Origin of the sequence: Sodalinema sp. (assembly GCF_046483825.1) — a bacterium.
Lineage (GTDB): Bacteria > Cyanobacteriota > Cyanobacteriia > Cyanobacteriales > Geitlerinemataceae > Sodalinema.
Genome location: NZ_JAWOCL010000054.1, coordinates 1 through 18688, shown reverse-complemented (window position 1 = coordinate 18688; position 18688 = coordinate 1). Strand labels below are relative to the sequence as shown.

Genomic DNA, 18688 nt, shown 5'->3' with positions numbered 1-18688 from the left:
GTGTCGAGAACGTCCCCAAATCCGGGCCTCTAGTGGTAACTAGCAATCATGCCAGTTATTTTGACCCACCGATGATTTCCTGTGCGGTGGAGCGTCCAGTCGCCTACATGGCGAAAGAAGAACTGTTTAAAAATCCCATCTTTGCCAAAGCAATTCGTTTGTATGGAGCCTATCCTGTGAAACGTAAAGCCGCCGATCGCAGTGCGATTCGCTCGGCTTTAGAGTATTTAGAACAGGGATGGGCCACGGGGGTGTTTCTCTCAGGAACTCGTACCCGCGATGGTCGCATTCCCAACCCGAAACCTGGTGCTGTTTTGATTGCGGCTAAAGCTCAAGTCCCAATTTTACCGGTTTGTCTTTGGGGAACTCAAGCCATTTTTCAAGGCTCCTCCAAGCCGCGATCGGTTCCGGTGACGATTCGCATCGGAGAACCTGTTAACCCCCCGCAATCGGGCGATCGCGAGGGGTTAGAGGCTGTCACTCAACACTGTACTGAGGTGATTGAGTCACTTCATGATCTCGGTCGTTAGGGAAAAAACAATGTCGGGGCGAACCTTGATGGTGGCCCTCTTCTGGCAAGAGGCGAGAGGGGTTTGACCCCTGAGGGTTGTGTCCCTGAATTGGTTGGCTTTAAAGACGGGGTACTTTAGAATCGGGCAAACCCTACCCGAATGGCATGACTATGACTCAATACGTCGAAGTTCTCTCCAATAAGACCGCCCTGATTGATCGCAGTGTGGCTTTGATTGTCGAGAAAATCCAGGGTGCGATCGCCCAACGGGGAACCTGTACCATCGCCCTATCCGGGGGAAGTACCCCGAAACCGATCTACGAGGCGATCGCCGGCCATGACTTACCCTGGGACAACCTCCATGTCTTCTGGGGTGATGAACGCTACGTGGCCCCGGATCATCCCGATAGTAACCAACGCATGGCTCGTGAAGCGTGGCTCGATCGCGTTCCCTTCCCCCCCGAGAACCTACATCCGATGCCAAGCCAGGGTCAAGATCCCGAGAGTGATGCCCAGGCCTACGACCAACACTTACAAGCATTTTTTGGCCTAGAATCGGGGCAGTTTCCTCAGTTCGATATTATGCTGTTGGGCATGGGGGATGATGGCCATACCGCATCCCTGTTTCCCCAGACCGAGGCCTTGGAAGTCTGCGATCGCAGCGTCACGGTGGGGAACAAAGATGGAGACCCCCGCATCACCTTGACCGTTCCCGTTCTTAACCTCTCGCGGACCATCATCTTTGCCGTTGCTGGCGAGAACAAACAAGCCGCTCTGGCCCAGGTGTTTGCCCCAGAGGGGGATGAAGCCACCTATCCTTCCCGTCTCATTCAACCGGTGGATGGGGAGATTTACTGGTTGCTCGATGCCGCCGCCGGGGCCGAAGTGACCCCCAGTTCAACTTCAGCCGAGTGAGGTGAACCTCGCGACAGCAGATCCTCCTGGCCATTCAACCCGAGCGGCAAACGTACTATGTTGAACATATTGGCAGTTGCTCTAAACCCATTGACCTAAACTTGAATTGGGCAAAACGACGATCTCGTCCTATCCAGTCTACGTCTTGAGTCCTGGTTTGTTCTCCGGGTTGCCTCTCTACCTCACCGTTTTTCTGTCGCGTGATTACTCTAACTCTCCTCCACCCCCACCAATCCATCCCGCTGAAACGCTGGACGTTTGAGGATGACACAGTTATTCGCATCGGTCGCGCCCCGGATAACCATGTTGTCCTCTACAGTGCCGTCGTCTCTCGCTATCACCTGGAACTCCACTGCAATGAACAACGTCAATGGTATCTCGTGAATTTGGGGACGAACGGAACCTATCTCGAAGATGCTCCCATTGAGGAAATTCCCGCCTGCGATGGGTCCATCGTTCGCCTGGCCCGGACGGGTCCCCAGATTCAGCTCCATGTCAGTCATCCGCCACCCGTATCTCCAGCACAACAGTTGCTCAAACACTTACAGGAACGGGGAACCCCCGATGAAGATACCACCAGTGATGACCCCCCGCCCAAAACTCGGGTGGTTCGAGAGTCATCGCCAGAGGTGTCCTCGGATTGAGAGATGGTATGGGTCTAAGGCGATCGCATAACAGCAACGAGTTAAACCCAGACCCAAAACGGGTTTAAACGTTGTTCCGGTGTTCCCTGTTCCCTGTTCCGGTGTTCCCTGTTCCCTTCCCCATTCCCTGCGATCTAATCGGCTTGATTGGCCTGAAAATTTATGACTGTGTTATCCCGCTTAGTCTCTCGCTTTACGGTGACAATTCTGCTGACGACCGGGGCGCTCTTGTCCCCAGCAGGGCTGTCATTCTCGAATTTTGTTATTTTCGGCGATCGGCCCCTCTTAGCTCAAGCTGAGCCAGACCCAGAGTTCGCTGAGGCGATTCTGGGACAATGGTTCTCCCCCTCGGCTCTTGGCGGTGAACCTCTGACCTTTATTTTCACGGAGGCGGGGATTCTCCACTTCATCATTACCCTGCCCCGAGGACGGACCGTATCCCAAGAATTTCGCTATGAGGTCGGTTCCGGCTCGCCTAATGCTATTGATTTGATCCTCCCGGATGGGGAGACGGTGGCCACGATCGCCCAAATCACGGAATCCGGGGAGTTACTGTTTCAAATTGAGGGAACCGAACCCGGTTTACCCCGCCCGACTGAGTTTGCCGAGACGGTGGCCCGCTTTGAGCGAGTGTCTACCTCAACCGATCTCCCGGCTCGTCTCGTCGAAGCCAATGCGTTAGATGTTCTCATGGATATTAGCCGCGCCCAACGCACCCATTATCTGGAGTTCCGGGAGTTCGCCGATTCCATTGAACCGCTTAATTCTGACCCCGTTCCCCTCGAAACAGACGACTATCGGATTGAGCTTGAGGTGAGCCAGACGACTCCCCAAAGCGTTCGCATTACGGCCACCCCCAAGCGAGAGGAGTTACGCAGCTTCACCAGTGGCGTGTTTATGGTTCCCAATGAACGGGGGTTAGAGGTGTCCCTGGTGGGCATTTGTCGCAGCGATGAACCGGATATGACCCCTCCAGCCATGCCGATTCCCCCAGACACCGCTGAGGGAACGGTGACTTGCGCTCCCGGCTCCCATTTGATGGAACGTTAGTTGAGCGGTTATTGCTTGACAAGTGCCTGATTTTGTGGTAATGACTTTTGTGGTAAAGGCTCTTGTGGTGAAAGCATCTCTAGCCGTTGACCGCGAATCGCGTAATCCAACAGTTGAATGGGGTGATAGAGGGGAATATCTCGCCCCTGGAGTTGCAGATGTTTCTGAATTTGCAGGGAACAGCCGGGGTTGGCTGAGGCGATGAGATCAGCACCGGTGTTGCTGAGGTTCTCGACTTTGAGTTGACCGAGTTCATCGGCGACCTCGGGCTGTAGCATATTGTAGACTCCGGCACTGCCGCAACACAGGGCCGCGTCAACGGATTCCCGTAGGGAGACTTGGGGGATTTGACGCAAGAGTTGCCGGGGTTGACTGCTGATTTTTTGGCCGTGGATGAGATGACAGGCATCTTGGTAGGCGATCGCCAACTCCCCATCGGCTAAGGGATGCAGTGGTGTCGTTAAGCCGACATCAATTAGAAACTCATTCACATCCCGAACACGACTGGCGAAGTCTTGAGCTTTCTGGCGATACTCGGGGTCATCTTGCAAAATATGACCATACTCCTTGAGGGTATGGCCACAGCCGGCGGCGTTAATGACAATGTAATCAACGTTGCTGCCTTCAAAGCTATCAATCATCTGACGGGCGATCGCCTGGGCCTGAGATTCCTGTCCCTGGTGAGCCGGTAGAGCGGCACAGCAGCCCTGGGTTTTGGGAATAACGACCTCGCAGCCATTTGCTGTGAGAACCCGAGCGGTGGCGGCATTGACGGGGTGGAAAAATAACCGTTGCACGCAGCCGAGGATCATCCCCACTCGATAGCGTGTCTCTCCTTGAGCCCGAATGACATCGGGGAAGTCCCCTTGAAAGAAGTCCGGGGTGATGTTGGGGAGAATTGCCTCCATCGCCGCCAGACGGGGAAACACCTGTTTGAGTAATCCGGTGGAACGAACCCATCGCCGTAACCCCGATTTTTGATAGGCCAGCAGGGGATAGAGGAGGGGCCGCAGTCGATTGGGATAGGGAAAGAGGTTAAAGATCAGACGACGTAGCAGGCGATCGCCCAAGGAACGGGGGACATTCCGCTCGACTTGGGGACGAGTAGCCGCAATCAGTTTGTCATACTCAACTCCCGAAGGACAGGTGGTGACACAGGCTAGACAGCCTAAACAGGAGTCAAAATGTTGGCTGGTGGCTGGTTTCAGTTCGGTTTCCCCCTTATTGATGGCATCCATCATATAGATGCGTCCTCGGGGGGAGTCCATCTCTTTGCCAATGACTCGATAACTCGGACAAGTCGATAGACAAAAGCCACAGTGGACACAAGTATCAATTAAATCTTGTTGGGGCGGATGTTTGGCGTCAAATCCGGTTTCGGCTGGGGTTAATTCGCCGAGATGGGGGTTTTGGTTGAGGAAGTTACTGTCTTTGGCGGGGATGGAGGTCATGGGGAGGAAGGCAAAAGGCAAGAGGCAAGAGGCAAGAGGGGGGGAGAGGGCAATGGGGTAGGGGCATTTTTCGCCCCCACCTTGAGCGTTTAAGTTTGGGGGTTAGGGGGTTTCGTTGGGTTTTGAGTCGTCGGCTGAGTCGAAGGGATCGGCGATTTCACTGGGTTCGGGAGATTGGGGTTCGGGTTTGGGAGACTCTGTGGTGGCTTGAGATGCTTGGGGTTCGGGTTCTGAGGACGTGACCTCTTCGCTGGCGTTATCAGTCGCGTTATCAGTCGCGTTATCAGTCGCGTTATCAGTCGCGTCGTCGCTGGCGTTATCAGTTGCGTCATCACTGGTGTCATCATCGGAGACGGTTTCTGCGTTGACGGTGGCCACGGGAGCGATCGCCGGGATGGGTTTGGGATCCGCTTGAATCCCCAATTGTTGTTTGGCTTGGCCGATGACGTAGCGGCTTCCTGAGGAACCCACGTCGAGTAACGATTTACTTAGGTCAGCAAAGCGGTTTTCACTGTGCTGATTCTCTTGGTTTTGATACCAGACTTTTGTATTATACGTAATTTGTCGAACATATTGCCCGGCCCAGAAAAAGACGAGGAAAATCAGGCAAAAGACCATCCAAAGTAATGTAAAGATTTCCTTGAGAAGCTTGCCGGTTAAGGAAAAGGATTTGGAATAGATCTCGCGGGTATCCTGAGCAAAGAGGAGTTCGCTAACTAGAGAAATTTGCTGTTTTAGCTTATTCATAGGTGTTTTGTCAAGAGGTGTTTTGTCAAGAGATGTTTTGTCAAGAGGTGTTTTGTCAAGAGACCATTTTTGACGTTGACATCAATCATATATCGATTTCTCGGCGCTTCTCCGGGATGGCTGGCTCGCATTACTCGCATTAAACGATAAATCGTCCGGGGCTGAGGCGAGTTTGGGGGTCAAACTTCTGTTTAATCTGTTCCATGGCTCGTTGAGCATTTCCCGTATAGCCCCAGGGATCACATTGACGTTTGAGGGATTGGGGGGCTTCTAATACGGTGAGGAAGCCGCCGTTGGCTTGACAGTGACGGCGGAGTTGTCCGAGAAGATGACTGGTGACTCGGGAACGGGGGAGGTTGAGATGTCCTAAGCCACTTCCGGCGTAGAAGCGGGCGATCGCGGGTTCTGTTTCGGCGGGAACCTTAATCTGAGTCAGAAGGCTGTCTAAGGCGGCTAGGGTGGTGATCATGGCGGTGGGGCGAACTCCCCATTTGAGCAAGAGGCGATCGCCCGAGGTTCCTTGTTCGAGTCGGGCCTGCGATCGCCGCCAAAACTCCCGCTCAGCGTCATCGTTGAGGGGTTTCATCTCTAACGTCAGCGTCTCGGCTAACTCCCGCAGGCGATCGCCCTGTTGTTGCACGCTAGGGGCGACGTTTTGCAGGCGAATGGCTAAACCGAGGCGATCGCCGTTTTCCCCATTTCCTAGCCCCAATTCATGCACCAGTCCCCCCGAGAGGAGATCGAGGGCGGTGGGAACCACGGATGAGCGGCGAATCGCCATAACCGCCTCGCCAATCGGGGCGGCTTCCCCGGTGAGAATGAGCGTTTGTGAGGTATCTGGGATGGGATAGAGACGAAAGGTGAGTTGGGTGATCACGCCCAAGGTTCCGTAGGAGGCGGTGAGGAGTTTCATTAAATCAAAGCCGGCCACATTTTTGACGACTCGCCCCCCGGCTTTGACGAGTTCCCCGTCATGGCGGATGAAGGAAATCCCGATGAGGCGATCGCGAATGCTGTTATATCGCTGTCGCCAACTTCCCATATCTCCCGTGGCCACAATTCCGCCAATCGTGGCATCATCGGCATAGGTGGGGTCGATCGCCAGGAACTGCTGAGATTTCGCTAAAATTTCCTCAATGTCCCTCAATTTTGCCCCGGCTTCCACGGTGACGGTTAAATCGCCCACGGCGTGTTCGACGAGGCGATCGAGGTGGCGGGTACAGATCACCCAGGGAGCCGTCTCGACGAGTCCTCCCCAATGGAGTTTAGAGCCACTCCCCATGGGAATTACAGCAATTCCTTGACGATGGGCGAACCGCATCGCTTCGGTTAAGGCCTCGACGCTGTGGGGGTAGAGGATGGCTTCGGGAGTCTCTCCGGTTGTCGCTTCTCTGAGGCGATGGCGATCGGCCTCACTCAGATGTTCCCAGTGAACAATCGTTCCCCCTGTCCCGGTATTGGCCCAATTCGTTGCCCAATCCTCTGTACGTTCCGTCACCTGTCCACCCATAGTTTTTGCGACTCCTGACCGACTTTGCTATCTCATCTACTGCGTCTCTTATAGAATATGGTACAGATCGACCACGTTCACTTCTACGTTGATTCGGCAAGAGTTTGGCGTGACTGGTTTGTGCATTTGTTTGGCTTTGAGGCTCAGCCGTGTTTGTCTACTCCTGAGACTCACCAAGAACGCCTCACTTGTGCGGAACTGCGGGTTCATCTCTCGTCTCCTGCCTCGCCAAACAGCCCCATTGCTGACTTTTTGCAAAAACACCCTCCAGGGGTGGCTGACATCGCTCTGAGGGTGCAAAATCTGGCGGAAATTTGCGCTCATCCCCAGGTGAGGGTTCTCATACCACCTCATGATTCCTCGACGGGGCAACGGATGGCCCAAATCGCCGCCTGGGGTTCCCTACGACATACGCTTATCGAAGGTGATCAAGATGAGCAAGATGAGCAAGAGGCGACGGTTAGGGAGACGGGAGGGAAATCTGGCCCAGTGGCGGCGATCGATCATTGTGTGCTGAATGTTCCGGCCGGAGAGTTACCGGCAGCGGTAGAGTGGTATTGCCAGGTGTTGGGCTTTCACCCAAAACAGCAGTTTGCGATCGCCACCGCGCGATCGTCGCTCCGTTCCCAAGTCTTAGTTCACCCTGAAACTGGGGTTCAGTTCCCCGTCAACGAACCCACCTCGGGCAATTCCCAAATTCAAGAATTTTTGGATCACAATCGGGGAGCGGGGATTCAACATATTGCCCTAAAAACTCCTGATATCCTACATTGGGTTCCGCAACTTCGACAATTGGGGCTATCCTTTCTCAACGTTCCCGGAACCTATTATGATGGCTTACGTCAAAAACCAGGGTTTTGTTTGTCAACGCCAGAATGGCAGCGACTGGTTGAGGCGGAAATTCTCGTCGATTGGCAGGATACGAACCATCCGGCGTTACTTCTACAAACCTTCACGGCACCCATTTTTGAGCAACCAACATTTTTCTTTGAACTCATCGAACGCCGTTCGATTCAGGTTCAGGGAAAAACCCTCACGGCTCAAGGATTCGGCGAAGGCAATTTCCAAGCTCTCTTTGAAGCCGTCGAACACCAACAACTACAACGAACGGGCGATCGTTAACATTAACGTCTCCCGATTCTCCGAGAAAAACCACAAGAGATCGCCCCTATTTTATAGGAGGCGTTAGGGGTAGAGTTATGCCTCTTGCCTTCTTCCCCCTCTTGCCTCTTGCCATCCCCTCCTGGGAGGGGTTAGGGGTGGGTTATGCCTCTTCCCTTCTTCCCCCTGTTCCCTGTTCCCTGTTCCCTGTTCCCTGTTCCCCCTATGTCTTCTCCCTTAGTTAGTATTATCACCCCTTGCTACAACGACACACGCTATATTCGCCGAGCGTTGGAGTCGGTTCAACAGTCGAAGTATCCCAATATTGAACATATTGTGATTGATGATGGTTCAACCGATGGCACAGTTGAGTATTTAGAGGAGTTGCGATCGCAGTTTTCCTTCTCTCTCCTCAAATCTGCCAACCATCGAGGAGCAGCGGCTGCCCGAAATTTAGCAATTTCTGTCTCTAAAGGTAACTATATTTTACCCCTAGATTCCGATAATTACTTTAGTTCAGGTTATATTGAAACGTTAGTTCAAAAAGCAGAAAGTCTCCCCGATGAATACTGCCCACTATATCCAACAATGGTCTTATTTGGAGATACGCAACATACAGTTCCCGCGCAACCTTGGTCAATCGAAAAACTGCTCAAAGCTCCATTTATTCATGTTAATTCGTTGCTATCCCGCAAATCCCTAGAAATGGTCGGAGGGTTTGACTCCAGTTTACTCTTATTAGAAGATTATGAGCTATTTGTTGCCCTAGCACTTCAGGGATTTATTGGACAACCGGTTCCCGAAGCCGTTTTGCACTATCATATTCGCAAAGATAGCCTGGCTGACCATTTTAATATCCGTGGAGGCGAGCAACAAAAACAGAAAGTTCGTCGCTATATTTTTCGTAAACATCAAGAGCAGTTAGAACGCCTCAAACTCGATTCTCACCCTCAAGTCTCGATTCATCTGTTAAGAAAAAAGACCCCAGCTAGTCAACAGGATTTAAGGGATTCTTTAATTTCTCTGATTCCACCCGATGCAAAACTGGTGTTAGAAATTGGTTGCGAGACGGGAGAGCGAGGATTGGCTTATAAACGCATCAATCCTCATGGAGAGTATATTGGTATTGATGATAGTCGCGAGAAACTCATTTCGGCAAAAAATAACTTAGATCAGGTTTTGTATTCTCCAATTCCTCAACTCGCAAATTTGACGATTGCTCCGGGTTCCGTTGACGGTGTGCTAATTTCTAAAAATTTAGCTCAATTGACAGATCCGGTTAAATTCTTGCAAACGATTCGTCTATGGCTAAAACCGAGTGGACAGGTTATTTGTACCATTCCCAACCCTCACCATTGGCGAGCTATTTTAGGTTTACTCCAGGGAAAACATCAGGATACACTGGATGTTGATGATATTCAAAAATGTTTTTTAGCCGCAAAATTAAAAATATTTGAAATGGAGCGTCGTGGCGAAGATACTGAGGAATCTCGGGCGTTTCAAGAAACAATTAAACCTGTTTTAGATGCCTATAAAATCTCATTTGAGGGTTATGAAAAACGCAATATAACGGAAGCCTATGTGGTGAGAGCTTGTCATGGAGAACAACCTCTAAAACGATTGTTTGTGCAGACGGTGATGATTTCTACCATCGCCTCGGATCAAGTGCGAGTCTATCAACCCGATCGCTGTATTCGCACGATTCCTGGAGTTCGCACTGAGGCGAAACTCTATACCGTTAATCTAAATGCAGCATTACCGGGGGAAGAAAAGGTTTTTATTTGGCAGCGATCGCGCCTCAAAAAAGCCGATGCAGCACAGAAACAACGTCAACTCATTCAAGCCGGCTATCTCAGTGTCGTCGAGATTGATGATGATCCGCGTTTCTGGAAAGAGCATATTGAAGAGGATTTTATCACCTATCGTAGTTGTCACTGTATCCAAACCTCCACCGAACCGCTAGCGGAGTTTTTGCGTCAGTTTAATCCCTACGTCAAAGTGTTTCCCAATCAACTCCTGGAACTTCCACCACGACGAGAGTATCGTCAGGATGGCCGGGTGACGGTGTTTTTTGGTGCGTTGAACCGAGAACGGGATTGGCAACCGCTAGTTGATAGAATGAATCGGGTTCTGGACCCGTTGGGCGATCGCGTTGAGGTGCAGGTCATCCATGATCAACGATTTTTCGACGCCTTAGACACGCCTCACAAGCGGTTTGAACCCACCTGTTCCTATCCTCGTTACCAGGAACTGCTCAGAGAGGCGGATGTGGCGTTGCTTCCCCTAATCAACACCGAGTTCAACTCCATGAAATCGGATCTCAAGTTTATCGAATGTGCCGGCCAGGGGGTCGCGGTGTTAGCCAGTCCGACGGTTTATGCTGGTTCCGTCGAAGATGGGCAAACTGGGGTATTATACGAAACCCTCGATCAGTTTGAGGAGAAATTCCGCCGTCTGGTGACCGATACCCCCTGGCGGCGACAACTGGCCCAAAACGCCTATGACTGGGTTCGAGATCATCGCCTCTTGTCGTTGCATTATCGCGAACGTGTCGCCTGGTATTGGGAGATGCGATCGCGCCTCCCGGAATTGAACGAAGCCTTACGTCAACGGGTTCCCGCTATTTTTAGCTAATGGCCAGCTAATGGCCAGCTAATGGCCCCCCACGCTCTCTCATCCCTCGCGTTAACGTGTATTTGAAGTCCCTCAACCTGCAAGCCTTCCGTAACTATACGGCTCAAACGGTGAACTTTACCGCGCCGAAAACGATTCTGGTGGGGAATAATGCTCAAGGGAAGTCGAATCTGTTAGAAAGTGTGGCCCTACTGTCGACGCTGAAAAGCCAACGGGCCACCAGCGATCGCGAGTTGGTGCAAAATGACGCCGCGATTGGACAAATTCGCGGCGGCTTGGAACGCATCACCGGGGAGATTGACTTAGAAATTCGTTTGCGGCGATCGGGCCGGCGTACCGTATTCGTCGATCGCCAAGCCTGTCGCCGTCAGGTGGATTTCCTGGGATTGCTGAACGTGGTGGAGTTTTCTAGTCTGGATTTGGACTTAGTGCGCGGTTCCCCAGACGATCGCCGCCGCTGGTTGGATGGCCTCGTGATTCAACTCGAACCCCTCTACGCTCATCTCTTAAAAGACTATAGCCAGATTTTACGCCACCGCAACGCCCTGCTCAAACAACGTCGTAGCGGCGCTCAGAAGGGCGATGAAGCCATGCGTTCCGTGTTGGATTTTCAATTAGCCACAGCGGGAGCGCGGGTGATGCGACGGCGTTGGCGAGCGATTCAGCGGTTGGCTCCCTTAGCGCAAACCTGGCATCGGGAGATTAGTGGCCAAACTGAGTCTCTCGTGGTCGATTATGCGCCTCAGGTGCAAGATGTGCGCGATTTTAATGATGCGGAGGCGGTTCGTCAGGGGTTTTTGCAACAATTGCGCGATCGCCACCTCGCCGAAGAACACCAGGGAACCACCCTCACCGGGCCACACCGGGATGAAGTGATGCTCTCGATTAACGATACCCCGGCCCGGCGCTACGGCTCCCAAGGCCAACAGCGTACTCTGGTGTTAGCCCTGAAACTCTCAGAATTGCAACTGATTGAGGCCGTTGTCGGCGAACCCCCGGTGTTACTCCTCGATGATGTCCTCGCGGAGTTGGATCTGCACCGACAAAATCAACTCCTCGACACCATTGAAGATCGCTTCCAAACCCTCATCTCGACGACTCACCTAGGGGCGTTTGATGCCCAGTGGCTCAACAGTTCGCAGATTTTACAGGTGTCTGGGGGAGAAGTTCTCACGAGCGAGGCCGTTCAACCCTCGGTCGGGGCTTGAGGAGGTCTCGGGGCCAGAGAATTTCGCGAAATTCTTAAATTTTTCTGACGAAATCGAATAACAAAGCGTATAATCAGTAAAGGTTTTTTTGTCTTCTGTAATGGTTCGTGATGAACCTTAACCAAACGGAAGAGATGCGCCCATAGATTGTCAAGAGTTGTAAACGATGCCCCGGATCCTCGTCATCGACGATGACCCTGCAATTTCCGAACTGGTTGCCATCAACCTGGAAATGGCAGGGTATGAAGTAAGCCAAGCCGAAGATGGTGTAAAAGCGCAAGCTCTGGCCATGCAGCTAGTTCCAGATTTGATTGTCTTGGATTTGATGCTGCCGAAGGTGGATGGTTTTACGGTCTGTCAACGGTTACGCCGAGACGATCGCACGGCGGACATTCCGGTGTTGATGTTGACAGCTTTGGGACAAACCCAAGAGAAAGTCGAAGGGTTTAACGCCGGTGCTGATGACTATATGACGAAACCTTTTGAGATTGAGGAGATGTTGGCTCGGGTTCGCGCGCTCTTGCGACGCACCGATCGCATCCCCCAAGCGGCGAAACACACGGAAATCCTCAACTATGGCTCGTTAACCCTGGTTCCTGAGCGCTTTGAAGCCATTTGGTTCAATAAAACCGTTAAACTGACTCATTTGGAGTTTGAGCTGCTCCATTGTCTGTTACAGCGCCACGGACAGACGGTGTCTCCGAGCGATATCCTCAAGGAAGTCTGGGGCTATGATCCCAATGATGATATCGAGACGATTCGGGTGCATATCCGCCATTTACGCACCAAGTTGGAGCCAGATCCTCGCCATCCGAAGTATATTAAGACGGTGTATGGGGCCGGGTATTGTTTGGAGTTACCCGGAAATGAATACACTGAAGAGGATTTGTCACGGGTTTCTTCGGAGTCGAAGGGTTAAGTTCATGCGATCTATTCAGTGAGATCTCAGGTTAGATCTCACTGAATAGATCATAGATCACTGTATTGATATCCTCCCACACTAATTCAGAGAATATAGTGTGGGATTCCCATCATCACTGATCAGGTTTCCTCTTTCTACGACTCGACTTACCTTGAGGAGTTTCCCCACCAAAGCAGAGGTCGATATCTCCACCAGGCGTGAGTTTCCGTATGCCCTACGGTACTTACTCTTTAGCGGGATGTATGATTTCCTGCTAGGTGTTACGCCTTCAAGTCCTCATAGCCGACCAAGTCGTTAGACTGGCTGACGCACGATGCCATCTTAATGGCAAAGTTTTTACGCTGCCGACTTACCTTGAAGTGTTTCCCTATTAGACTACAGTGGTTGCCGCGATTCATCTCAACGTTGAATCAAAGATTACAACTTAGGAGTATTTTAACTTGTTTTTATCTGAGTTAAATTTAATTACTGTCGCTTTAAACTAGGCTCACTCAACTACAGTCAGAGATTCCTCAACAGCTTCTTCTCCAAGGGGTAAGTTGGCAAAAATATGAGCAGTTCCTGCAATTAATCGGCGATGATTTTCCGAACTTGCGCCTAAAATACCTAGAGGGTCAATTACAACTGGGGTCTCCGAGTCGCAATCACGAACTCATTAAGCGCAACCTGGCGCGACTGTTAGAGGTTTATCTCGAAGAAACGCGAATTCCGTTCTGGGGATTGGGGTCAACGACCTTTCGCCGAGAAGCTAACAGCCGAGGGATTGAACCCGATGAATGTTACTGTTTTTATGAGGAAAAACCCTATCCTGACTTGGCTCTAGAAGTTTTCATTACGTCAGGTGGAATTGATCGTCTGGCTATCTTTGAAGGGTTAGGAGTTCCCGAAGTCTGGTTTTGGCAACAGGGTCAATTCGCCATTTACGTCTTGGGTGAGTCTGGGTATAACAACAGTGACAAAAGTGCCCAACTCCCGGATTTACCCATCTCCCAACTCACGCAACAGGTAATGTCCTCGAATCCCCTAGAGGCGGTCTTAGCATTTCGCCAACGTTTGCGGGGGTAAGATTCAAGACTCGCAAACGCACATCTCTAGTCTAGTTCACTGACCCCGACAACTCCATAAACGCTGGATAGACGAAGGCAAAGGCGGTCGCGGCGGGAACTTGATTTCCTTGACGGTCTTCGACTCGAACCGTCTCTAATTCCTCATCCCAGACAACTCGTAGAGATTGTTCCCCCAGTTGTACCGTTTGTTCACCGACTTCGCGAATCTCCTCATGGACCAGTTGCAGACTCTCGCCGGAAAACTGGCCTTGGGGGGTATTGTCATCGCTTTGCCAAATGTAGCTGATAGCATCTTTGGGATGTAGACGTAATTGGTCTTGATGGCGGACTGGGAAGACAAGGGTGCGATCGCGGTTATAACTACCATAGGGATAGCGCTGATAATCTCGCTCATGTCCCGTTTCCGTGGAAAGAACTTGACTGTCGGGATGGCGTTCTAACCAGTTCCCCAACTCGGTTTTCACCGCCGGAACTCGCTCTAAACTCTGATTGACCTGAACCCCCACCACCCCCAGTCCCCAGGGTTGTGCAAAAAGACTATCATCACGGCGATCGTACATGACCAGACAACTTTGATAGAGTCGTCCAGAGACCCCAAAGGTGGTGTCTCCTCGCTCAAAGGCGATCGCCGTGTCACACAAGGGGCAATAAGTCACACTCACATTGATTCCACCAATCGTATCATTGACGATTTCGTGCCAGTTGAGAATCCCAATCGGATAGGCCTTCGCTTCCCCATTCACCACCATACCAATCACCTCCTGACTCTCATCAAACGGAGTGGTGGCCGCCGAGTCAAACTTGGGGTCATCAATACTGGGAATCCCATCTTTCCCAGGCCCCCCATCGAGCAGTTCCGAAGGATTCACACGAGGCGGATGACCCGGTGACGCCGACTGTTGCGCATCCTCAACGGCCTTTTCCGTATTATTAAGAACCTGAGTCAAACTGAAATAGCGAAGTTTAAAATTATCCCATCCCCCCGCCTGGGCCACCAATCCGCCAAATCCAAACAGCACCGTAATGGCAGCGGTTTTCAGCAAAATCTTGACAGAACGCTTCATGATGATACCTGTGAATGCTATCACTTGGAATACGAGAACCGGCGGCGATCGGTTCTCGCCCGACCTGAACCGACCCTGGCTACAATAAAAACAAAATCCTCGACAAAGCCGTCCCCTTTTCATCGAGTCACCCTGGTAACCCGCCATGAATCCAGCCCCCGCCTTCCTCTCCATCTCCGACTATCTCCAAGGCGAACAACGCCGTCCTATCCGCCACGAATATCTCAACGGTGAGATATTCGCCATGACCGGTGGAAGCGAGGAACATAATCGCATCGCCCTCAATATTGCCAGTCTTCTGAAATCCCATCTACGGGGAAGTGGCTGCAAAACCTTCATCGCCGATATGAAAGTCCAGATTCAAGATGCGGTGAATCGCTCCGATATCTTCTACTACCCCGATGTGATGGTCACCTGCGACCCCCAAGACCAGCAGCGATATTATAAAACTCGTCCCTGTCTGATTGTGGAGGTTCTGTCTCCCTCCACCGAAAAGCTAGACCGCCGGGAAAAACGCCTCAACTATCAAACCCTACCCAGTTTGCAAGACTATCTCCTCGTCCGCCAAGACCGGGCCGAAGTGGAACTCTATCATCGAGATGACTCGGGATTTTGGCCGCCACAGCGATTCACCGCTGGAGATATCCTTCCCCTCAAGTCCGTGAAGGTTGAGATGGCGGTGAGTGAGATTTATGATGAGGTGGTTCTGGGGGAGCTGGGCTAACTTGTTAAACTAAGGTCAGTTTAGACACGCGAGAATCCTCACCATGTCTGCTTCCCTCTCGAATTCCGCGCAGACGCTTCCCGAAACCGTCTCAGAAACCATCTTGACTGATGAGATGGATGAGATTGTGGTTCCTCCCAGTGACCTCCCGAGTAATGAACCCCCCTTGGAAAGTTCCCTACATCTCCAACAAATTCTGTTGCTAATGTCTTGTCTTAACTGGCTCTGGAAAGACCGTCAGGACTACTTCTGCGCCGGGAACTTGACGATTTACTATAGTCCTCGTCAACTCAAATCTGAGTATTTCCGAGGTCCTGATTTCTTCGTGGTGCGTGGAACGACAAACCAACCCCGCAAAAGTTGGGTGGTTTGGTCCGAAGAAGGGAAATATCCCAATCTCATTATTGAATTGCTTTCAGACAGTACGGCTAAAACCGACCGAGAACTCAAGAAAGAGATTTATCAGAATACCTTTAGAACTCCCGACTATTTCTGGTTTGACCCCCACAGCTTGGAGTTTCAGGGCTTTCATTTGGTCGATGGGGTGTATCATCCGTTGGAGGCTAATGCACAGGGATGGTTATGGAGTCAGCAATTGGGACTCTATCTGGGGATTCATCAGGAGCGTTTGCGCTTTTTTAGTCCTGAGGAAACCCTGGTTCCGACTCCTGAGGAAGCGGCTGAGGCTGAGTTTCAACGGGCGGAAACAGAACACCAACGGGCGGAAACGGAACGCCAACGGGCGGAAACGGAACGCCAAACGAATGCTAAACTCGTCGCGAAACTGCGAGAGCTAGGGATTGACCCAGAGACACTTTAGACCAGATACCGGAGACCAGATACCGGCCCAAACAAAACTCCCCAAACAAAAATCTAAGAACACTCTAGGAATAGGGCCAAAAAAAAAGCGCCCTCCGAAGAGGACGCTTTTTTCGAGTCTTAGTTAACCACGTTGGCTAACTTCCCAAGGGCTAGGATTAGCCGTTGATGGAAGGAGCTTCGGTAGCAGCCAAGTCGAGAGGGAAGTTGTGAGCGTTACGCTCGTGCATCACTTCCATACCGAGGTTGGCGCGGTTGATCACGTCAGCCCAGGTGTTGATAACACGACCTTGGCTATCCAAGACGGACTGGTTGAAGTTGAAACCGTTGAGGTTGAACGCCATGGTGCTGATGCCCAGAGCGGTGAACCAGATTCCGACAACGGGCCATGCACCTAAGAAGAAGTGCAGAGAGCGGCTGTTGTTGAAGGAAGCGTATTGGAAGATCAGGCGACCGAAGTAGCCGTGAGCTGCAACAATGTTGTAGGTTTCTTCTTCTTGACCGAATTTGTAGCCGTAGTTCTGAGATTCACTCTCGGTGGTTTCACGAACCAAGGAGGAGGTCACCAGAGAACCGTGCATAGCGGAGAACAAGGCACCGCCGAAGACACCCGCCACACCGAGCATGTGGAAGGGGTGCATCAGGATGTTGTGCTCAGCTTGGAACACCAACATGAAGTTGAAGGTTCCGGAGATGCCGAGAGGCATACCATCGGAGAAGGAACCTTGACCGATGGGGTAGATCAAGAAGACTGCGGTGGCAGCAGCAACGGGGGCAGAGTAAGCCACGCAGATCCAGGGACGCATTCCGAGACGGAAAGACAGTTCCCATTCACGACCCATGTAGCAGAAAACGCCAATGAGGAAGTGAAGGATCACGAGCTGGTAAGGACCGCCGTTGTACAGCCATTCATCAAGGCTGGCAGCTTCCCAGATCGGGTACAAGTGAAGTCCGATCGCGTTGGAAGAAGGAACAACAGCACCCGAGATGATGTTGTTTCCGTACAGCAGTGAACCGGCAACGGGTTCACGGATACCATCGATGTCCACGGGGGGAGCAGCGATGAATGCAATGATGAAGCAGGTGGTTGCAGTTAAGAGGGTGGGGATCATCAAGACACCGAACCAGCCAATGTAAAGGCGGTTGTTGGTGCTGGTCACCCAGCCGCAAAACCGTTCCCACAGAGACGCAGACTCGCGTTGCTGTAAGGTAGTGGTCATACTATAAATTATTGCGTTGTGTTTGGTTCTGTAACAAGAGCGAATAATGTGTTTGCCCTCGTTGTTACTACCTTAACGTAATTGTTTCGTGATGTAAAGGGTTTTTCTGATTTTTTTGCAGATTTTCTCATTTTCTAGGATACAAAAATGCCTGAAACCCTTACTGGAAGAGGGTTTCAGGCATAATGATATTGTTCTTAACAATCTGCAATACAATTCCCAAGGGGAGGGAGTCGCTGGCACATCTTAGCCCGGTGGCCAGGTCAGGGGCCGTCCGCCCAACACATGAATATGGAGGTGATCCACGGTTTGCCCACCATGTTCGCTCGTGTTAATAACGACTCGGTAACCTTTCTCTAATTGTTCCCGTGTTGCGATCGTGCGGGCGATGATGAGGAGATGTCCAAGCAATTGCTCATCGCTATCGTCGGCGTCGGCCAACTTCGGGATGGATTTTTTGGGAATCACCAGAAAGTGAGTGGGGGCTTGGGGGGCGATATCTCGGAAGGCGAGACATTGGTCGTCCTCATAGAGAATATCGGCCGGAATCTCTTTGCGGATAATCTTTCCGAAGATGGTATCGGTCATGGGAGGAGATAGGGAATAGGGAACGGGGAACGGGCAACAGGCAACAGGCAACAGGCAATAGTGGGAACAGTGGCTGTTTCCTGTTGCTGGCCTGGTCTTTACGAAAGTAATACGGGAGTCTGAAAGCCCCGTCAATTTATTGCGGGGATGAAAGACGACACGAGCGGCTTTAGCCGCCTTGCTTCCCTATTGTACCTGTTCTCAGGTAAACTAAAAGCAATGATGTCGTCAGCAAAAGATGAAAGCTCGATACCAGCATCGAATCTATCCAACCCAGCGCCAGGCACAAAAGCTTGCCCAGTTGTTTGGCTGTTGTCGCGTTGTGTGGAATGATGCTTTGGCTAGAGTTAAGTCAACCCCATCAGGAGACAAGTGGCTGAGTCACTCAGGATTACAAAAACAGGTCATCACTCAAGCTAAAAAGACTCCTGAACGGCATTGGCTATCTGATGTTTCCAGTGTTCCTTTACAGCAGTCTGTGCGAGATTTAGGTGTAGCCTTCTCTAATTTTTT

Annotated in this window: 18 protein-coding genes; 12 read left to right on the top strand and 6 right to left on the bottom strand. The window is 51.5% G+C overall.

The window, feature by feature from the left end:
• The 4 genes from R6U67_RS03315 to R6U67_RS03300 all read left to right on the top strand — a co-directional run.
• A partial coding sequence (locus R6U67_RS03315) for a lysophospholipid acyltransferase family protein (protein WP_410251227.1) occupies positions 1–530 on the top strand: 530 nt, incomplete at its 5' end.
• A 152-nt stretch (positions 531–682) separates the two neighbouring features.
• Entirely contained in the window at positions 683–1426 is a 744-nt protein-coding gene (gene pgl, locus R6U67_RS03310; RefSeq protein WP_410251230.1) for a 6-phosphogluconolactonase, read from the top strand.
• Positions 1427–1626: 200 nt separating this feature from the next.
• Positions 1627–2070 carry an FHA domain-containing protein gene (locus R6U67_RS03305; RefSeq protein ID WP_087711122.1) on the top strand — a complete coding sequence of 148 codons (444 nt, stop codon included), beginning with the start codon at positions 1627–1629 and terminating at the stop codon, positions 2068–2070.
• A 162-nt stretch (positions 2071–2232) separates the two neighbouring features.
• A complete protein-coding gene (locus R6U67_RS03300; protein WP_410251226.1) occupies positions 2233–3120 on the top strand; it encodes a type IV pilin-like G/H family protein in 888 nt (295 codons plus the stop codon).
• Positions 3121–3128: 8 nt separating this feature from the next.
• On the opposite strand, the gene R6U67_RS03295 is transcribed toward R6U67_RS03300, so the two are convergent.
• From R6U67_RS03295 to R6U67_RS03285, 3 genes are all read right to left on the bottom strand, one after another.
• Positions 3129–4571, bottom strand: coding sequence for a (Fe-S)-binding protein (locus R6U67_RS03295; protein WP_410251225.1), 1443 nt, complete (start codon positions 4569–4571; stop codon positions 3129–3131).
• 102 nt (positions 4572–4673) lie between these two features.
• Positions 4674–5318, bottom strand: a complete 645-nt coding sequence (locus R6U67_RS03290) for a hypothetical protein (RefSeq protein ID WP_410251224.1) — start codon at positions 5316–5318, stop codon at positions 4674–4676.
• A 139-nt stretch (positions 5319–5457) separates the two neighbouring features.
• Positions 5458–6828 (bottom strand): FAD-binding oxidoreductase, encoded by a 1371-nt coding sequence (locus R6U67_RS03285; protein ID WP_410251223.1) that lies wholly within the window; start codon positions 6826–6828, stop codon positions 5458–5460.
• 57 nt (positions 6829–6885) lie between these two features.
• Between R6U67_RS03285 and hppD the strand changes: the two genes are divergently transcribed.
• From hppD to R6U67_RS03260, 5 genes are all read left to right on the top strand, one after another.
• Positions 6886–7950, top strand: a complete 1065-nt coding sequence (gene hppD, locus R6U67_RS03280) for a 4-hydroxyphenylpyruvate dioxygenase (protein WP_410251222.1) — start codon at positions 6886–6888, stop codon at positions 7948–7950.
• A gap of 204 nt (positions 7951–8154) precedes the next feature.
• Complete coding sequence (locus tag R6U67_RS03275; protein ID WP_410251221.1) at positions 8155–10563, top strand: glycosyltransferase; 2409 nt, start codon at positions 8155–8157, stop codon at positions 10561–10563.
• 56 nt (positions 10564–10619) lie between these two features.
• The gene (gene recF / locus R6U67_RS03270; protein ID WP_410251220.1) at positions 10620–11771 is read left to right on the top strand and encodes a DNA replication/repair protein RecF; all 1152 of its coding nucleotides are present in this window, start codon (positions 10620–10622) and stop codon (positions 11769–11771) included.
• Positions 11772–11937: 166 nt separating this feature from the next.
• The gene (locus R6U67_RS03265; protein WP_068790802.1) at positions 11938–12690 is read left to right on the top strand and encodes a response regulator transcription factor; all 753 of its coding nucleotides are present in this window, start codon (positions 11938–11940) and stop codon (positions 12688–12690) included.
• Between the two features lie 510 nt (positions 12691–13200).
• The gene (locus R6U67_RS03260; RefSeq protein WP_410251229.1) at positions 13201–13758 is read left to right on the top strand and encodes a Uma2 family endonuclease; all 558 of its coding nucleotides are present in this window, start codon (positions 13201–13203) and stop codon (positions 13756–13758) included.
• A 31-nt stretch (positions 13759–13789) separates the two neighbouring features.
• On the opposite strand, the gene R6U67_RS03255 is transcribed toward R6U67_RS03260, so the two are convergent.
• Entirely contained in the window at positions 13790–14824 is a 1035-nt protein-coding gene (locus R6U67_RS03255; protein WP_410251219.1) for a DUF3179 domain-containing protein, read from the bottom strand.
• A gap of 145 nt (positions 14825–14969) precedes the next feature.
• Between R6U67_RS03255 and R6U67_RS03250 the strand changes: the two genes are divergently transcribed.
• Positions 14970–15548: a Uma2 family endonuclease gene (locus R6U67_RS03250; RefSeq protein ID WP_410251218.1), complete on the top strand. Its 579-nt coding sequence runs from the start codon at positions 14970–14972 to the stop codon at positions 15546–15548.
• Positions 15549–15663: 115 nt separating this feature from the next.
• The gene (locus R6U67_RS03245) at positions 15664–16368 is read left to right on the top strand and encodes a Uma2 family endonuclease (RefSeq protein WP_410251228.1); all 705 of its coding nucleotides are present in this window, start codon (positions 15664–15666) and stop codon (positions 16366–16368) included.
• Between the two features lie 157 nt (positions 16369–16525).
• Here the strand turns inward: R6U67_RS03245 and psbA are convergent, their stop codons facing one another.
• Both psbA and R6U67_RS03235 read right to left on the bottom strand, forming a co-directional pair.
• On the bottom strand, positions 16526–17587 hold the full coding sequence (gene psbA, locus R6U67_RS03240) for a photosystem II q(b) protein (protein ID WP_410251217.1): 1062 nt from the start codon (positions 17585–17587) through the stop codon (positions 16526–16528).
• 246 nt (positions 17588–17833) lie between these two features.
• Positions 17834–18175 carry a histidine triad nucleotide-binding protein gene (locus R6U67_RS03235; protein ID WP_410251216.1) on the bottom strand — a complete coding sequence of 114 codons (342 nt, stop codon included), beginning with the start codon at positions 18173–18175 and terminating at the stop codon, positions 17834–17836.
• A gap of 238 nt (positions 18176–18413) precedes the next feature.
• Between R6U67_RS03235 and R6U67_RS03230 the strand changes: the two genes are divergently transcribed.
• The coding region (locus tag R6U67_RS03230; RefSeq protein ID WP_410251215.1) for a helix-turn-helix domain-containing protein at positions 18414–18688 on the top strand (275 nt) is incomplete at its 3' end.

Coding starts and splice junctions, on each gene's coding strand:
- R6U67_RS03250 (WP_410251218.1), top strand. CDS start 14,970: ATGAATCCAGCCCCCGCCTTCCTCTCCATCTCCGACTATCTCCAAGGC.
- R6U67_RS03295 (WP_410251225.1), bottom strand. CDS start 4,571: ATGACCTCCATCCCCGCCAAAGACAGTAACTTCCTCAACCAAAACCCC.
- R6U67_RS03265 (WP_068790802.1), top strand. CDS start 11,938: ATGCCCCGGATCCTCGTCATCGACGATGACCCTGCAATTTCCGAACTG.
- R6U67_RS03255 (WP_410251219.1), bottom strand. CDS start 14,824: ATGAAGCGTTCTGTCAAGATTTTGCTGAAAACCGCTGCCATTACGGTG.
- R6U67_RS03290 (WP_410251224.1), bottom strand. CDS start 5,318: ATGAATAAGCTAAAACAGCAAATTTCTCTAGTTAGCGAACTCCTCTTT.
- R6U67_RS03245 (WP_410251228.1), top strand. CDS start 15,664: ATGGATGAGATTGTGGTTCCTCCCAGTGACCTCCCGAGTAATGAACCC.
- R6U67_RS03285 (WP_410251223.1), bottom strand. CDS start 6,828: ATGGGTGGACAGGTGACGGAACGTACAGAGGATTGGGCAACGAATTGG.
- R6U67_RS03275 (WP_410251221.1), top strand. CDS start 8,155: ATGTCTTCTCCCTTAGTTAGTATTATCACCCCTTGCTACAACGACACA.
- R6U67_RS03235 (WP_410251216.1), bottom strand. CDS start 18,175: ATGACCGATACCATCTTCGGAAAGATTATCCGCAAAGAGATTCCGGCC.
- psbA (WP_410251217.1), bottom strand. CDS start 17,587: ATGACCACTACCTTACAGCAACGCGAGTCTGCGTCTCTGTGGGAACGG.
- hppD (WP_410251222.1), top strand. CDS start 6,886: ATGGTACAGATCGACCACGTTCACTTCTACGTTGATTCGGCAAGAGTT.
- pgl (WP_410251230.1), top strand. CDS start 683: ATGACTCAATACGTCGAAGTTCTCTCCAATAAGACCGCCCTGATTGAT.
- R6U67_RS03300 (WP_410251226.1), top strand. CDS start 2,233: ATGACTGTGTTATCCCGCTTAGTCTCTCGCTTTACGGTGACAATTCTG.